Origin of the sequence: Oceanicella actignis, from assembly GCF_008124525.1 — a bacterium.
Lineage (GTDB): Bacteria > Pseudomonadota > Alphaproteobacteria > Rhodobacterales > Rhodobacteraceae > Oceanicella > Oceanicella actignis.
Genome location: NZ_VNHJ01000001.1, coordinates 238,124 through 251,409 on the forward strand (window position 1 = coordinate 238,124; position 13,286 = coordinate 251,409).

13 protein-coding genes and 1 tRNA gene are annotated in these 13,286 nt (G+C 74.0%); 10 read left to right on the forward strand and 4 right to left on the reverse strand.

Annotated elements, in window-relative coordinates; all coding sequences use genetic code 11:
- Position 1: 1 nt before the first annotated feature.
- Together def and fmt are read left to right on the forward strand one after the other, a co-directional pair.
- Complete coding sequence (gene def / locus LY05_RS01050) at positions 2-523, forward strand: peptide deformylase (protein ID WP_072746351.1); 522 nt, start codon at positions 2-4, stop codon at positions 521-523.
- Positions 524-529: 6 nt separating this feature from the next.
- Positions 530-1,453 (forward strand): methionyl-tRNA formyltransferase, encoded by a 924-nt coding sequence (gene fmt, locus LY05_RS01055; protein WP_148921788.1) that lies wholly within the window; start codon positions 530-532, stop codon positions 1,451-1,453.
- A 356-nt stretch (positions 1,454-1,809) separates the two neighbouring features.
- Here fmt and LY05_RS01060 read toward each other — a convergent pair whose 3' ends face one another.
- The 3 genes from LY05_RS01060 to glmU all read right to left on the reverse strand — a co-directional run bounded on the left by LY05_RS01060 (position 1,810) and on the right by glmU (position 5,656).
- Positions 1,810-2,337 carry a hypothetical protein gene (locus LY05_RS01060; RefSeq protein WP_125458980.1) on the reverse strand — a complete coding sequence of 176 codons (528 nt, stop codon included), beginning with the start codon at positions 2,335-2,337 and terminating at the stop codon, positions 1,810-1,812.
- Between the two features lie 73 nt (positions 2,338-2,410).
- Positions 2,411-4,234, reverse strand: coding sequence for a glutamine--fructose-6-phosphate transaminase (isomerizing) (gene glmS, locus LY05_RS01065; protein WP_072746348.1), 1,824 nt, complete (start codon positions 4,232-4,234; stop codon positions 2,411-2,413).
- A gap of 21 nt (positions 4,235-4,255) precedes the next feature.
- Entirely contained in the window at positions 4,256-5,656 is a 1,401-nt protein-coding gene (gene glmU, locus LY05_RS01070; protein ID WP_072746347.1) for a bifunctional UDP-N-acetylglucosamine diphosphorylase/glucosamine-1-phosphate N-acetyltransferase GlmU, read from the reverse strand.
- 52 nt (positions 5,657-5,708) lie between these two features.
- Here glmU and LY05_RS01075 point away from each other — a divergent pair, with 52 nt between their 5' ends.
- Both LY05_RS01075 and LY05_RS01080 read left to right on the forward strand, forming a co-directional pair.
- On the forward strand, positions 5,709-6,452 hold the full coding sequence (locus tag LY05_RS01075) for an HAD-IA family hydrolase (protein WP_148921789.1): 744 nt from the start codon (positions 5,709-5,711) through the stop codon (positions 6,450-6,452).
- A gap of 35 nt (positions 6,453-6,487) precedes the next feature.
- Positions 6,488-6,563 (forward strand) — tRNA-Val (locus LY05_RS01080).
- A 166-nt stretch (positions 6,564-6,729) separates the two neighbouring features.
- Here the strand turns inward: LY05_RS01080 and LY05_RS01085 are convergent.
- Complete coding sequence (locus tag LY05_RS01085) at positions 6,730-7,314, reverse strand: carboxymuconolactone decarboxylase family protein (RefSeq protein ID WP_148921790.1); 585 nt, start codon at positions 7,312-7,314, stop codon at positions 6,730-6,732.
- A gap of 151 nt (positions 7,315-7,465) precedes the next feature.
- Between LY05_RS01085 and LY05_RS01090 the strand changes: the two genes are divergently transcribed.
- From LY05_RS01090 to merA, 6 genes are all read left to right on the forward strand, one after another.
- Complete coding sequence (locus LY05_RS01090) at positions 7,466-8,119, forward strand: TetR/AcrR family transcriptional regulator (protein ID WP_148921791.1); 654 nt, start codon at positions 7,466-7,468, stop codon at positions 8,117-8,119.
- Between the two features lie 443 nt (positions 8,120-8,562).
- On the forward strand, positions 8,563-10,053 hold the full coding sequence (locus LY05_RS01095) for a SulP family inorganic anion transporter (RefSeq protein WP_072746343.1): 1,491 nt from the start codon (positions 8,563-8,565) through the stop codon (positions 10,051-10,053).
- Between the two features lie 16 nt (positions 10,054-10,069).
- The gene (locus LY05_RS01100; RefSeq protein WP_148921792.1) at positions 10,070-10,960 is read left to right on the forward strand and encodes a universal stress protein; all 891 of its coding nucleotides are present in this window, start codon (positions 10,070-10,072) and stop codon (positions 10,958-10,960) included.
- Positions 10,961-10,964: 4 nt separating this feature from the next.
- Positions 10,965-11,318: a TraR/DksA family transcriptional regulator gene (locus LY05_RS01105; RefSeq protein ID WP_148921793.1), complete on the forward strand. Its 354-nt coding sequence runs from the start codon at positions 10,965-10,967 to the stop codon at positions 11,316-11,318.
- A gap of 277 nt (positions 11,319-11,595) precedes the next feature.
- Positions 11,596-11,838 (forward strand): mercury resistance system transport protein MerF, encoded by a 243-nt coding sequence (gene merF / locus LY05_RS01110; protein WP_072746340.1) that lies wholly within the window; start codon positions 11,596-11,598, stop codon positions 11,836-11,838.
- Positions 11,835-13,262, forward strand: a complete 1,428-nt coding sequence (merA, locus tag LY05_RS01115) for a mercury(II) reductase (protein WP_148921794.1) — start codon at positions 11,835-11,837, stop codon at positions 13,260-13,262. Before merF ends, merA begins: the two co-directional genes overlap by 4 nt.
- The last annotated feature ends 24 nt before the right edge of the window (positions 13,263-13,286 follow it).

A 13,286-nucleotide genomic window follows, 5' to 3' on the forward strand; every position in this document is an offset into this window, starting at 1 on the left:
GGTGGCCGTGCGCCCCTTCCTGCGCTGGCCCGATCCGCGGCTGAGGGCGGTCTGCGCGCCGGTCGGCCGCGTGGACGACGAGGTGCGCCGCATCTGGGACGACATGCTCGACAGCATGTATGCGATGCCCGGCGTCGGGCTGGCCGCGCCGCAGATCGGCGTGATGCTGCGCCTTGCGGTGGTCGATTGCTCCGAGGGCCGCGACGGCGCCGTGCGCATGGCCGATCCCGAGCTGCTGGCCGCCTCGACCGAGCTGGCCGTGCACAAGGAGGGCAGCCCCAACCTGCCCGGCGTGTGGGAGGATGTGGCGCGGCCCTCATGGGCGCGGATCGGCTATCTGGACGAGACCGGCGCGCGCGTCGAGCGCGAGTTCGCCGGGCTCTGGGCGGCCTCGGCGCTGCATCAGCTCGACCATCTGGACGGGCGGCTTTTCATCGAGCGGCTGAGCCCGCTGCGCCGGCGCCGCGCGCTCGAGCGCGCGCGCAAGGCCCAGCGGCGCGCGCGCCACGAGGGGCGGGAGTAGGACGCCATGCGGCTGATCTTCATGGGCACGCCGGATTTTTCGGTTCCGACGCTGGACGCGCTGGCCGCCGCGGGGCACGAGATCGCGGCCGTCTACACCCAGCCGCCGCGCCCGGCGGGGCGGGGCAAGCGGCCGCGCCCGACCCCCGTTCACGCCCGCGCCGAGGCGCTGGGGCTGCCGGTGCGCACGCCCGCCCGCCTGCGCGACGCGGACGAGCTGGCGGCGCTGCGGGCGCTCGAGGCCGACGCGGCGGTGGTGGTGGCCTATGGGCTGATCCTGCCGCCCGAGGCGCTGCGCGCGGCGCGGCTCGGGGCGTGGAACCTGCACGCCTCGCTCCTGCCGCGCTGGCGCGGCGCCGCGCCCATCCAGCGCGCGATCATGGCGGGCGACGCGCGCACGGGCGTGTGCGTCATGCAGATGGACGAGGGCCTGGACACCGGCCCCGTCCTGCTGCGCGAAGAGGTCGAGATCGCCCCGCGCGAGACCGCCGGCCAGCTGCACGACCGCCTGGCCGCCATCGGCGCGCCGCTGATGGTCAAGGCCATGGCGGCGCTGGCCGAGGGCGCGGCCGCGCCCGTTCCCCAGCCCGAGGAGGGGGCGACCTACGCGCCCAAGATCTCGAAGGACGAGGCGCGCATGGACTGGCGCCGCCCGGCGGCCGAGCTCGACCGCCTGGCGCGGGGGCTGAGCCCGTTCCCGGGCGCCTGGACGACGATCGCGGGCGAGCGGGTCAAGGTTCTGCTGGCCGCGCCCGAGGCGGCGCCGCGTGCGGATGCCGCGCCCGGAACGGCGCTGGACGACCGGCTGCTCATCGCCTGCGGCGAGGGCGCGCTGCGGCTCGAGCGCCTTCAACGCGCGGGGCGCGCGCCGATGCCGGCCGAGGATTTCCAGCGCGGATTTCCCGTGCCCGCCGGGTCGGTCCTGGGCTGAGGCGGTCGCGCGCGTCCGGGCCTTGGCGCGGGGGGCTGCGTTCGGCCCGGCGGCGATCCCCGGCGGCGATCCATGGCGGCGATCCATGGCGGGCGCGGCGGCAAGCGCCCGCGGCGATGTGCGGCCAGGGCGTTCGGCGCGAATGTGCGGCGGCGATCCGCGGGCGGGATGCCCGGGCCGGTCGTTCGGGTGGGACGTTCGGGCTCGGCCGCGCCGGCTGCGGGCAGGTCTGCGCGGGCAGGTTCGCGGCGGCCGATCGGCTGGCGGCTTTCGGTCGCGTCTTGCACCGGCGGCGGCGCCGGGGGCGGGGCTTGCGCGGATGTGGGGCCCCGGCCGGGCCGAGGCGGGCCCGGCCCTCAGCTTGGATCGGCCGTCGGGACGACCTTGGGCGTCGCGGCGACGTAGCGCCGGGCCAGCTCGCGGCGGGACATGATGATGCGATTGCGCGCGTTGCCCTTGACGCGCACGCCGTGCAGCTTGCCGTCCTCGATCCAGTATTCGACCATGGCCGCGCCCTTGCGCACCCGCAGATGCCCGTCCGGGCCGATGCGCCCCTTGCGGGTGAAGGCGGTGGCGTCCGTGCCGAAGCCGGGGCCGTGCGCGTCGAACAGCAGCACGTCGCCCGAGGGCTCGACCGCCATGACGTAAAGGTCGTGGCACACGAAGCCGTCCCACGCCCCGCCGCCCCAGCGCCCGGCGAAGGCGCGCCAGGCCGCGGGCACCTTGTCCGAGGGCTTCTTGATGCGGGGGGTCTTGAAGGGATCGACGGTGTAGCAGTCGGGCTGTTCGAGACTGGCCGCGCGGTAGGCCGAGTCGCCCGACCCGGCGCAGCCCGCCAGCAGCGCCGCCGCGGCGATCAGGGCGAAACGTGTCGTCATCGTCAAGCTGCGCGATCCTTTCTGCCTGCCGGCCCGGGCGCCGCCGGAGGACGACGGGCCGAGGGCCGCTTCGCGCACTCTACTCGACGGTGACCGACTTGGCCAAGTTTCTTGGCTGGTCCACGTCCTTTCCCAGAAGCGCCGCCGCATGATAGGCCAGCAACTGCGCGGGCAGGGCGTAGAGGATGGGGGCGACGAAGGGATCGCAATCGGGCATCCGTATCACGCGCTCGGCGCCCTCGCCGGCGGCCTCGGCGCCGGCCGCGTCGGTGATCAGCACGATGCGCCCGCCGCGGGCCATGACCTCTTGCATGTTGGACACGGTCTTGTCGAACAAGGCGTCCCGCGGCGCCATGACGACGGTGGGGGTCTGAGGATCGACCAGCGCGATGGGCCCGTGCTTGAGCTCGCCGCTGGCGTAGCCCTCGGCATGGATGTAGCTGATCTCCTTCAGCTTCAGCGCGCCCTCGAGCGCCAGCGGATACATCGGCCCGCGGCCCAGATACAGCACGTCGCGCGCCTGCGCGATGCGCGCCGCGGCGGCCTCGATCTCGGGGGCGCGGCGCAGGGCCTCGGCCATCAGGCGCGGCAGCTCGGACAGCGCGCCGACAAGCCGCGCCTCGGCCTCGGCGTCCAGCGCGCCGCGCCGGCGCCCGGCGGCGATGGCCATGGCCGCCAGGGTGATGAGCTGGTTGGTGAAGGCCTTGGTCGAGGCGACGCCGATCTCGGGGCCGGCCAGGATGGGCATGGCCAGATCCGCCTCGCGCGCGATCGAGCTTTCGGGCACGTTCACGACCGCCGCGGCCATGCGCACCTGCGGGCGGGCGTGGCGCAGGGCGGCCAGGGTGTCGGCGGTCTCGCCCGACTGGCTGACGAACACCGCCACGTCGCGCCGCGAAAGGGGCGGCTCGCGGTAGCGGAACTCGGACGCCACGTCGATCTCGACCGGCAGGCGCGCCAGGCGCTCGAACCAGTATTTCGCGACGTGGCACGCGTAATGGGCGGTGCCGCAGGCGACCAGCACCGCGCGGTCGGCCTCGTCGAAGGGAATGTCGGCCGCCTCGCCGCGCACGGCGGTGCGCTCGGCGTTCAGGTAGTGCCCCAGCGCATAGGCCGAGACGGTGGGCTGCTCGAAGATCTCCTTGGCCATGAAGTGCTTGTGCTCGCCCTTCTCGGCCAGCACCGAGCTGGCGGCGACCACGCGCATGGGCCGCTCGACCGGGGCGCCCGAGGCGTCGAAGATCTGCGCGCCCTCGCGGCGGAGCACGGCCATGTCGCCCTCGTCCAGATAGGTGATGCGGTCGGTCAGCGGCGCCAGCGCCAGCGCGTCCGAGCCGACGAACATCTCGCCCTCGCCATGGCCCAGCGCCAGCGGCGAGCCGCGCCGGGCGGCCACCATCAGGTCGGGGTCCTGCGCGAACAGGATGCACAGCGCGAAGGCCCCCTCGAGCTGGCGCAGCGCGTGGGCGGCGGCCTTTTCGGGCGCCATGCCGGCGTCCAGCGCGCTTTCGAGCAGGTGGACGATGGTCTCGGTGTCGGTCTGCGATTCGAAGCGCCGGCCCTCGGCCTCGAGCCTTGCGCGCAGCGCGCGGAAATTCTCGATGATGCCGTTGTGCACCACCGCCACGCGCTCGGTGGCGTGCGGGTGGGCGTTGGCCTCGGTGGCCGCGCCGTGCGTGGCCCAGCGGGTGTGGCCGATGCCCGTCGCGCCGGGCAGGGGCGCGCGCTCGAGCAGCTCGGCCAGCGCCGACAGCTTGCCCGTGGCGCGTCGCCGCTCGATGCGGCCGTCATGCACGGTCGCCACGCCCGCGCTGTCATAGCCGCGGTATTCGAGGCGCCGCAGCGCGTCGAGCAGGATGGGCGCCGCCTCGCGCCGCCCCAGCATTCCGACGATTCCGCACATGGCGGCCTCCTTTCCCCTTGCTCAGCCCCGGCCGCGCAGCGCGCGCGCGGCGCGCTCGAGCGCGGCGCGCAGAACGGGTGCGCGGCCCGGCTTGTTCTCTTGCCGGCCGCGGGCCAGCGCCAGCGCGTCGTCGGGCACGTCGCGCGTGATCGTCGAGCCGGCGGCCACGATCGCCCCGCGCCCCACCCGCACCGGCGCCACCAGCGCCGCGTTCGATCCCACGAACGCCTCTTCGCCGATTTCGGTGCGGTGCTTGGCGAAGCCGTCATAGTTGCAGGTGATGGTCCCCGCGCCGACATTGGCGCGCGCGCCCACATGCGCGTCGCCCAGATAGGTCAGATGCGCGGCCTTGGCGCCTTCCTCGAGGATGGCGTTCTTGATCTCGACGAAGTTGCCCACCCGCGCGTCGGGGCCGATCTCGGCGCCGCCGCGCAGCCGCGCGAAGGGGCCGACCGAGGCGCCGGCCGAGACGTGGCAATCCTCGAGATGCGAGAAGGCGCGGATGCGCGCGCCCGTCTCGGCGGTCACGCCCGGGCCGAAGACGACGTTCGGCTCGACCACGCAATCGCGCCCCAGCACCGTGTCATGGGCGAAGAACACCGTCTCGGGGGCGACGAGCGTCACCCCGTCGGCCAGCGCGGCGGCGCGCATGCGCGCCTGGAAGGCGGCCTCGGCGCGCGCGAGGTCGTCGCGCGCGTTCACGCCCAGCGTCTCGGCCTCGGGGCACAGCTCGACCGCGACCGCGCCGCCCTGGGCGCGCAGCAGGGCGACGATGTCGGTCAGGTAGTATTCGCCCTTGGCGTTGTCGGCGCGCACCTGGGCCAGCAGCGCCGGCAGGCGCGCCGCGTCCACGCACATCACGCCCGAGTTGCACAGCCGCACGGCCAGCTCGTCCGGGCCGGCCTCGCGCGCCTCGACGATGCGCTCGAGCGCGCCGTCGCGCACGATCAGCCGGCCATAGGCGCCCGGGTCGGCGGCCTCGAAGCCCAGAACCACGGCCGCCGCCCCCTCGGCCCGGCGGGCGGCCATGGCGCGCAGCGTCTCGGGGCGGATGAGCGGCGTGTCGGCGTAAAGCACGAAGACGTCGCCCTCGAAGCCCTCGAGCGCGGGCAGCGCCTGGCGCACGGCGTGGGCGGTCCCCAGGCGCGGCTCCTGCACCGCCACGGCGATGTCGGGGCGCAGGTCGCGGGCGGCGCGCGTCACCTGGTCGGCGCCGGCGCCGACGACCAGCGCCATGCGCGCCGGCTCGAGCGCCTCGGCCGCCGCGATCACATGGGCCAGCATGGGCGCGCCGCCGATGGGGTGCAGCGCCTTGGGCAGGTCCGAATTCATGCGCGAGCCCTCGCCCGCCGCCAGGATGACGACGGCCGCGGGGCGGGGCGGGGCGGAGGGATCGGGGGCGGAAATGTCTCGACTTGTCATGAGCCGCCTCATAGCACCATGCTTGGTGGGTAAAAAGACGAATGGCGGTCAGATGTTGTTGCAGAATGTTGCGCCCGCTCGCGGGGCGGGGCGGCCGCGCTGCGCGGCTTTCGACCTGGACGGAACGCTGGCCGACACCAGCGCCGACCTGCTGGGGGCCGCGAATGCGGCGCTGGCCGCGGCGGGGCGTGGGGCGCCGCTGGATCCAGGGCGCGACCAGGGGCTGGCCGGGCGTGGCGGGCGCGCCATGCTGACCGAGGGGCTGGCGCGCGCGGGGCTGGACCCGCGCCGCGCCGGCGCCGAGGCCGAGGCGCTGCTGCCGCGTTTCCTGGCGCTTTACGAGGCGCGGATCGCCGAGCGCACGCGCCTGTTTCCCGGCGTGGCCGAGGCGCTGGAGCGGCTTGCCGCCGCCGGCTGGGCGCTGGCCGTCTGCACCAACAAGCCCCAGCGCCTGGCCGAGCTGCTGCTGGCCGAGCTGGGGCTGGCGCGCCGCTTCGCCGCCGTTCTGGGCGCCGATGCGCTGCCGGTGCGCAAGCCCGACCCCGAACATCTGCGACAGACGGTGCTGCGCGCGGGCGGCGCGCTGCACTCGGCGGCGCTGGTGGGCGACACGGTCACCGACCGCGAAACGGCCCGCGCCGCGGGCGTGCCTTGCGTGCTGGTCGATTTCGGGCTGTCGGCGGACGATCCGCGCGCCCTTGGGCCCGAGGCGATCGTGCGCGATTTCGCGGCCTTGCCCGCGACGCTCGAGCGCCTGGTCCCGGCGGCGGGGCAGGGGGCGCGCAATTCCTCTTGACCCCTTCGCCGCGTGCCAATATAGAGCGCGTCACCGGGCGGTTAGCTCAGTTGGTAGAGCACAGTGTTCACATCGCTGGGGTCACTGGTTCGAGCCCAGTACCGCCCACCATCTTCTCTCTCTTGAGCCTTCTCGACGGCGCGCGGCGCGGCCATCGCGCCGCGCCCGCCGTCCTTTTCCGCCTGCGGCCGGCGCGCCCGCCCCGCCGCGGGTCGTCCCGCCGCGGACCGGGCCGCGCGGGCCGCGCGGGGCGCGTGGGGCGGGCCGCCGGGGCCGCTCAGGCGGCCGATTCGGCCTGCCGCGCCGGCGTCCAGGCGAATTTCTCGAAGCGCTTGTCCATGGGCGTGCGGGCGATGCGGTTGGTGTAGTTCGACATCACCTTCTGCGCATAGCCCAGGATCACCTCGAGGATCTGGCGGCGCGTGAAGCCGGCGTCGAGGAAGGCCTGGATGTCCTCGTCGGACAGATCGCCGCGCTGGCGCACGACCTTGAGCGTGAACTGGCGCAGCGCCTCGAGCCGGGGGTCGGACAGGGCTTCGCCGTTGCGCAGCGCCTCGACCAGCGCGTCGTCGACGCCCATGCCCTTGGCGATCAGGGTGTGGGCGGGCACGCAGTAATGGCACTGATTCTCGACGTTCACGGTCTGCCAGACGACCGTCAGCTCGTCCTTGTCGAAGCTCGAATTCAGGAACAGCTCGTGCAGCTTCTGATAGCCTTCGAGCAGGCCGGGCGCCTCGGCCATCACGGCGTGCAGGCCGGGGATCGAGCCGAAGGCCGCCTTCGAGCGCGCCAGCAGCGGCTTGCTCTCTTCGGGGGCGGTGGTCTCGTCATGCTGGGTGAAACCGCGTTCGGTCACGTTCATTCTCGGTCTCCTCGAGGTTGCGCCGGTCCTTGCGCCGGCGAGACGGAAGATGGGCGCATTTGAGCGATCGCTCAATGGGTAATTTGAGCGATCACTCAAACGTGATCTCTTCCCCGCGACAGCGGCCGCGCCATGTCCTATGATGCGCAGCATGAGACGAGCCCCCCCATATGACCGCGACAAGGCGCTGGACGCGGCGACCGAGCTTTTCTGGCGCAAGGGCTATCACGCCACCTCGCTCAAGGATCTGGAGGCGGCGCTGGGCATGAAGCCCGGCAGCATCTACGCCGCCTTCAAGAGCAAGGAGGCGCTGTTCCTGGCCTGTCTGGACCGCTACGCCCGGCGCTCGCGCGAGGCGCTGCGCGCGCAGCTCGGGCGCGGGGGGTCGATGCTGGCGGCGCTGGCCGATCACCTGCGCACCCATGCCCGCCAGAACCCCGGCGGGGCCGAGGCGCGCGCCTGCATGATCGTCAAGACCATGCTCGAGGCCACGCCGGACGAATCGCGCCTGGCGGCCGGCGCGCGCGCACATTTCGAGCAGATGCGCGCCGAATTCGCCGCCGCCTTCGAGCGCGCCCGCGCGATGGGCGAGCTGGCGCCGGACGCGGATCCGGCGCTGTTGGCCGCGCGCTACCAGGCGGCGTTGACGGCGCTGCGCGTCGAGGCCCATCGCGGCGCGGCCGCCGACGAGCTGGCGGCGCTGGCCGAATCCCTGGCGCAGGAGGTCGAGCGCCTGCGCGTCGCCCCCGGGCCGGCGCGCGCCGCGGCCGCCGAGGCGCCGCGCGCCGCCCAGCCCGCCGGCTGAGGCCCCCCGCCGCCGCCGAGGCGCCGCGCTCCTCGACGCCCTGCGCCGACGGCTCGTCGCCGTGCCGGCGGCCGGTCCGATCGTCGGCCCGTTTGCCAGGCGGCGCGGCGTCATGCGTCGCTTGCCCCCGCGCCCGGCCCGATGGGCGCGGCGCCCGATGATCCCCGCCTTCGCCGCCTGCGCTCCGTCTCTCCGACCGGCGCTGGCTTGCGCCCCGTCCGCGTCCCGTTCGGCGCCCGTCGAGAAGCACCCGGGCGCGCCTCGCGGCCCCCGCAAGGCCGCCTTGCGCGCGCCGCGCTTGGCAAGGGGGCGCGCGGCGTGTATCGCGGGGCCCACAAGAACGGGCCCGGCGGCGCAGGCGGCCGCGGCGCCGGTCATCCCCCGAAGGACATGGCATGAGCAGCTCCGCTCGGCGCGCCGAGCGGTCAAGGACGGAATTTTCCATGATCTCGATCGAACGATACCGCGAAGAGTGGTTTGGCAACGTGCGCGGCGATCTGATGGCCGGGCTGGTGGTGGCGCTGGCGCTGATCCCCGAGGCGATCGCCTTCTCGATCATCGCGGGGGTGGATCCCAAGGTCGGCCTTTACGCCAGCTTCTCGATCGCGGTGCTGATCGCCTTCGTGGGCGGCCGGCCGGGCATGATCTCGGCCGCCACGGCGGCGACGGCGGTGCTGATGGTCACGCTGGTGCGCGAGCATGGGCTGCAATACCTGCTGGCGGCGACGGTGCTGGCGGGGCTGATCCAGATCGCGGCGGGGCTGCTGAAGCTGGGCTTCGTGATGCGCTATGTCTCGCGCTCGGTGATGACGGGGTTCGTCAACGCGCTGGCCATCCTCATCTTCCTCGCCCAGCTGCCCGAGCTGGACCCGGCGCGCGTGCCGTGGCCGACCTATCCGATGGCGGCGGCGGGGCTGGCGATCATCTACCTGTTCCCGCGGCTGACGCGCGCCGTGCCCTCGCCGCTGGTGGCGATCGTGGCGCTGACGGCGGCGACGATGGCCTTCGGCTGGGACGTGCGCACCGTCGGCGACATGGGCGCGCTGCCCGACACGCTGCCGGTGTTCCTGATCCCGGACATTCCGCCGACGCTCGAGACGCTGGGCATCATCGCCCCCTATTCGCTGGCGGTGGCCGCGGTGGGGCTGCTCGAGAGCATGATGACGCAGAACATCGTCGACGAGCTGACCGACACGCGCTCGGACCGCAATCAGGAGTGCATCGGCCAGGGCCTGGCCAACGCCGCCACCGGCTTCATCGGCGGCATGGCCGGCTGCGCGATGATCGGCCAGTCCATCATCAACGTCAAATCGGGCGGGCGCGGGCGGCTGTCGACCTTCGTCGCGGGGTTGGCGCTGCTGGTGCTGGTGGTGTTCCTGGGCGACTGGGTGGCGCGCATTCCCATGCCCGCGCTGGTGGCGATCATGATCATGGTGTCGATCGGCACCTTCTCGTGGTCCTCGATCAAGGCGCTGCGCACGCATCCGCGCTCGTCCTCGATCGTCATGCTCGCCACGGTCGCGACGGTGGTCTTCACCCACAACCTGGCCATCGGCGTGCTGACCGGCGTGCTCTTGTCGGGCATCTTCTTCGCGGGCAAGATCGCGCAGCTGTTCAACGTGCGCTCGCAGCTGTCGCGCGACGGGCGCGAGCGCACCTACGTCGTCGAGGGGCAGCTGTTCTACGGCTCGGTCGAGGATTTCATGAACGCCTTCGACTTCCGCGAGGTTCTGGACCGCGTCGTCATCGATCTGAGCCGCGCGCATATCTGGGACATCTCCAGCGTGCAGGCGCTGGACATGGCCGTCCTGCGCTTCCGGCGCGAGGGCGCCGAGGTCGAGGTCGTCGGCCTGAACGAAGCCAGCGAGACCCTGGTCGACAAGCTGGCCATCCATGACAAGCCCGGCGCGCTCGACGCCCTGCCGGTCCACTGAGGAAGGAGGCGCCCCCATGTCCGAAGCTCCCGACGCTCCCCAAGCCCCCGACGCGCCGCGCAAGCTGGTGGCGCTGGTCGACGGTTCGATCTACTCGGCCTCGGTCTGCGATCATGCGGCCTGGGCGGCGCGGCGTGCGGGCCTGGCGGTCGAGCTGGTGCATGTGCTGCCGCGCCCCGAGGCGCCCGAGCGGCGCGATCTGTCGGGCGCCATCCGCCTTGGCGCGCGCAGCGCGCTGCTTGCCGAGCTGGCCGAGCTGGACGCCCGCCGGGCGCGGCTGATGAGCCGCCGCGGCCGCGCCATTCTGGACGACGCGCTGGCCATTCTGGCGCGCGACGGCGTGACCGACGCCAGCGCGCGGCTGCTGCAGGGCGACCTGGTCGAGGCGGTGGCCGACGCCGAGGCGCATGCGCGCATGATCGTGATCGGCAAACGCGGCGAGGCGGCCGATTTCGCCAAGGGCCATCTGGGCTCGAATCTCGAGCGCGTGGCGCGCGCCAGCCGCCGGCCGGTCCTGGTCGCCTCGCGCGCCTTCCGCCCCATCGCGCGGGTGCTGGTCGCCCATGACGGCGGCGCCGTGGCCGAGGCCGCGGTCGAGCGCATGGCGCGCGATCCGCTCTTCGCGGGGCTCGAGGCGCATGTGGTCCATGTCGGCGCCGACGCGCCGTCCATGCGCCGGATGATCGAGGGCGCGGCGGCGCTGCTGGCCGATGCCGGGCTGAAGGCCCGTGCCGAGCTGCTGCCCGGCCAGCCCGAAGCCGTTCTGGGCAAGCTGGTCGAAGAGCGCGGCTTCGATCTGGTGGTGATGGGCGCCTATGGCCACAGCCGCATCCGCAGCCTGCTTCTGGGCTCGACCACGGCCGAGATGATCCGCTCTTGCAAGGCGCCGATCCTTTTGATGCGGTAGGGGCATGTCCGCCTGCGAACCCGATCCCGAAGAGCTCCGGCGCCGCTTCCTGCCCCGCCTGCAGGCCGAGCGCGCGGCGCTTGCGCAGGCCTCGCAATCGACCGAGGCCGACCGCCGCCCCGTCGAGCTGGACCAGCAGAGCGTGGGGCGCCTGTCGCGCATGGACGCCATGCAGCAGCAGGCCATGGCCCGCGCGCAGGAGGCCCGCCGGCGCGCGCGCATCCGCGCCCTCGACGCCGCGATCCGGCGCATCGGGACCGAGGATTACGGCTGGTGCGATTCGTGCGGCGAGTTCATCGGCGAAGAGCGTCTGGCCCTTGATCCCGCGCTGACGCGCTGCCGCGCCTGCGCGCGCTGAGGCCGGCGCGGGCCGGGCGCTGCGGCTCGGCCCCTGCGCGCGCCCTCTGCGCCGCCCCCTGACCGCCGCCCCCTGACCGCCCCGCCTTCGGCGCCCCTTGCCTGCAAGGGCGGCGGCGCGCGCCCGGGCCGCCGCCGCGCCCGCCGCCTCTCGCGCTTTCGTGACCGCCCGGCATGCGCATCGGGGCTTGAGCCTGTAGCGGCTACAGGGCGTAGCGTGGCGCACATGGCCGGGAAGGTTGCGGGCCGACCGGCGGCCCCGAAGCAAGGATCACGCGATGACGCAAGGGACGAACAGGGATCGAAGGCTGCTGGCCGTCGGTGCGGTCGGAACCGCCGTGGCGGCGCTGTGCTGCTTCACGCCGCTTCTGGTCGTGGCGCTGGGGGCGCTGGGCCTTTCGGCGGCGCTTGGCTGGCTCGACTACGTGCTGTTGCCCGCATTGGCCTTCTTCGTCGCGCTGACGGTCTACGCGCTGCTTCGCGCGCGCCGGCGCAAGGCGCCGGAAGGGGGCGGACGTTGAGCGCCGATTGCTGCGCGCGGGGGGACGACGCGTTCGATCTGGCGGTCATCGGCGCGGGGTCGGCCGGCTTCTCGGCCGCCATCGCCGCCGCCGAGGCGGGACGGCGCGTGGCCCTGTTCGGGCACGGGACCATCGGCGGAACCTGCGTCAATGTGGGCTGCGTGCCCTCCAAGGCCATGATCCGCGCCGCCGCGGCGGTGCGCGGCGCGGCCGATGCGGGCCGCTTTCCCGGCGTGACGCCCTGCAAGGCCGTCGCCGACTGGGCGGGGCTGGTCGAGGGAACGGCGCGGCTGGTCGACGAGATGCGCCGGCGCAAATACGCCGACCTGCTGCCGCGCCATCCGGGCATCGCCTATTTCGAGCTGGGCCCCGCGTGGCCCTGCGCGCAGGGCGTCGAGGCGGGCGGGCGCGTGTTCCGCGCGCCGCGCGTGATCCTGGCCACCGGCTCGCGCCCGCGCATGCCCGACATCGAAGGGCTGGCCGAGGTCGGCGCGCTCGACTCGACCGGCCTTCTGACGCTGCGCGACAAGCCGCGCAGCCTGATCGTTCTGGGCGGCGGCTATGTGGGCGTCGAGCTGGCGCAGATGGCGGCGCGGCTGGGCGTCGAGACGACGCTGCTCGCCCGCTCGCGCCTGCTGCCCGGCGCCGAGCCCGAGATCGCCGCCGCGCTGACCGACGCCTTGCGCGCCGAGGGGCTGCGCGTCGAGACGGGGCTGACTTATCTGCGCGCATCGCGCGGCCCCGAGGGGGTGACGCTGACATGCGCGCGCGACGGCGCGCGGCTCGAGCTGAGCGCCGGGCGCCTTGTCGTCGCCGCCGGGCGGGTCCCCAACGTCGAAGGGCTGGGCCTGGCCGAGCTGGGCGTCGAGACCGACGCGCGCGGCGCCATCCGCGTCGGCCCCGACATGGCCACGACGCGCCCCGGCGTCTACGCCGCCGGCGATGTGACGGATCGCGAGCCCTTCGTCTACATGGCCGCCCATGGCGGCAAGGTGGCGGCGAGCAACGCGCTGGGGCTGGCGGCGCTTCGCTACGACGATTCCGCCGTGCCCTGGGTGGTGTTCTCGGATCCGCAGGTCGCCGGGGTCGGGCTGACCGAGGCCGAGGCCCGCGCGGCGGGCCGCGAGGCGCGCGTCAGCGTGCTGTCGCTCGAGCATGTGCCGCGCGCCGCCGTCGGCCGCGATGCGCGCGGCGCGATCAAGCTGGTGGCCGATGCGGCGGACGGGCGCCTGCTGGGCGGCCAGATCGCCGCGCCCGAGGCGGGCGAGGTCATCCAGACGCTGGCCATGGCGATCAGGGCGGGCATGACGGCGCGCGAACTGGGCGACGCCATTTTCCCCTACCTGACGATGGCCGAGGGGCTGAAGCTGGCCGCGCAGACCTTCGAGCGGGACGTGGCCTCGCTGTCGTGCTGCGCCGGCTGAGGGGGCGGGCGCCCGCCGCGCCGC

Excerpts from the sequence above, each read along its gene's own strand:
- glmU (WP_072746347.1), bottom strand. The coding sequence starts at position 5,656 with ATGACAAGTCGAGACATTTCCGCCCCCGATCCCTCCGCCCCGCCCCGC.
- fmt (WP_148921788.1), top strand. The coding sequence starts at position 530 with ATGCGGCTGATCTTCATGGGCACGCCGGATTTTTCGGTTCCGACGCTG.
- LY05_RS01095 (WP_072746343.1), top strand. The coding sequence starts at position 8,563 with ATGATCTCGATCGAACGATACCGCGAAGAGTGGTTTGGCAACGTGCGC.
- LY05_RS01105 (WP_148921793.1), top strand. The coding sequence starts at position 10,965 with ATGTCCGCCTGCGAACCCGATCCCGAAGAGCTCCGGCGCCGCTTCCTG.
- glmS (WP_072746348.1), bottom strand. The coding sequence starts at position 4,234 with ATGTGCGGAATCGTCGGAATGCTGGGGCGGCGCGAGGCGGCGCCCATC.
- LY05_RS01090 (WP_148921791.1), top strand. The coding sequence starts at position 7,466 with ATGAGACGAGCCCCCCCATATGACCGCGACAAGGCGCTGGACGCGGCG.
- LY05_RS01100 (WP_148921792.1), top strand. The coding sequence starts at position 10,070 with ATGTCCGAAGCTCCCGACGCTCCCCAAGCCCCCGACGCGCCGCGCAAG.
- LY05_RS01075 (WP_148921789.1), top strand. The coding sequence starts at position 5,709 with ATGTTGTTGCAGAATGTTGCGCCCGCTCGCGGGGCGGGGCGGCCGCGC.
- merF (WP_072746340.1), top strand. The coding sequence starts at position 11,596 with ATGACGCAAGGGACGAACAGGGATCGAAGGCTGCTGGCCGTCGGTGCG.
- LY05_RS01085 (WP_148921790.1), bottom strand. The coding sequence starts at position 7,314 with ATGAACGTGACCGAACGCGGTTTCACCCAGCATGACGAGACCACCGCC.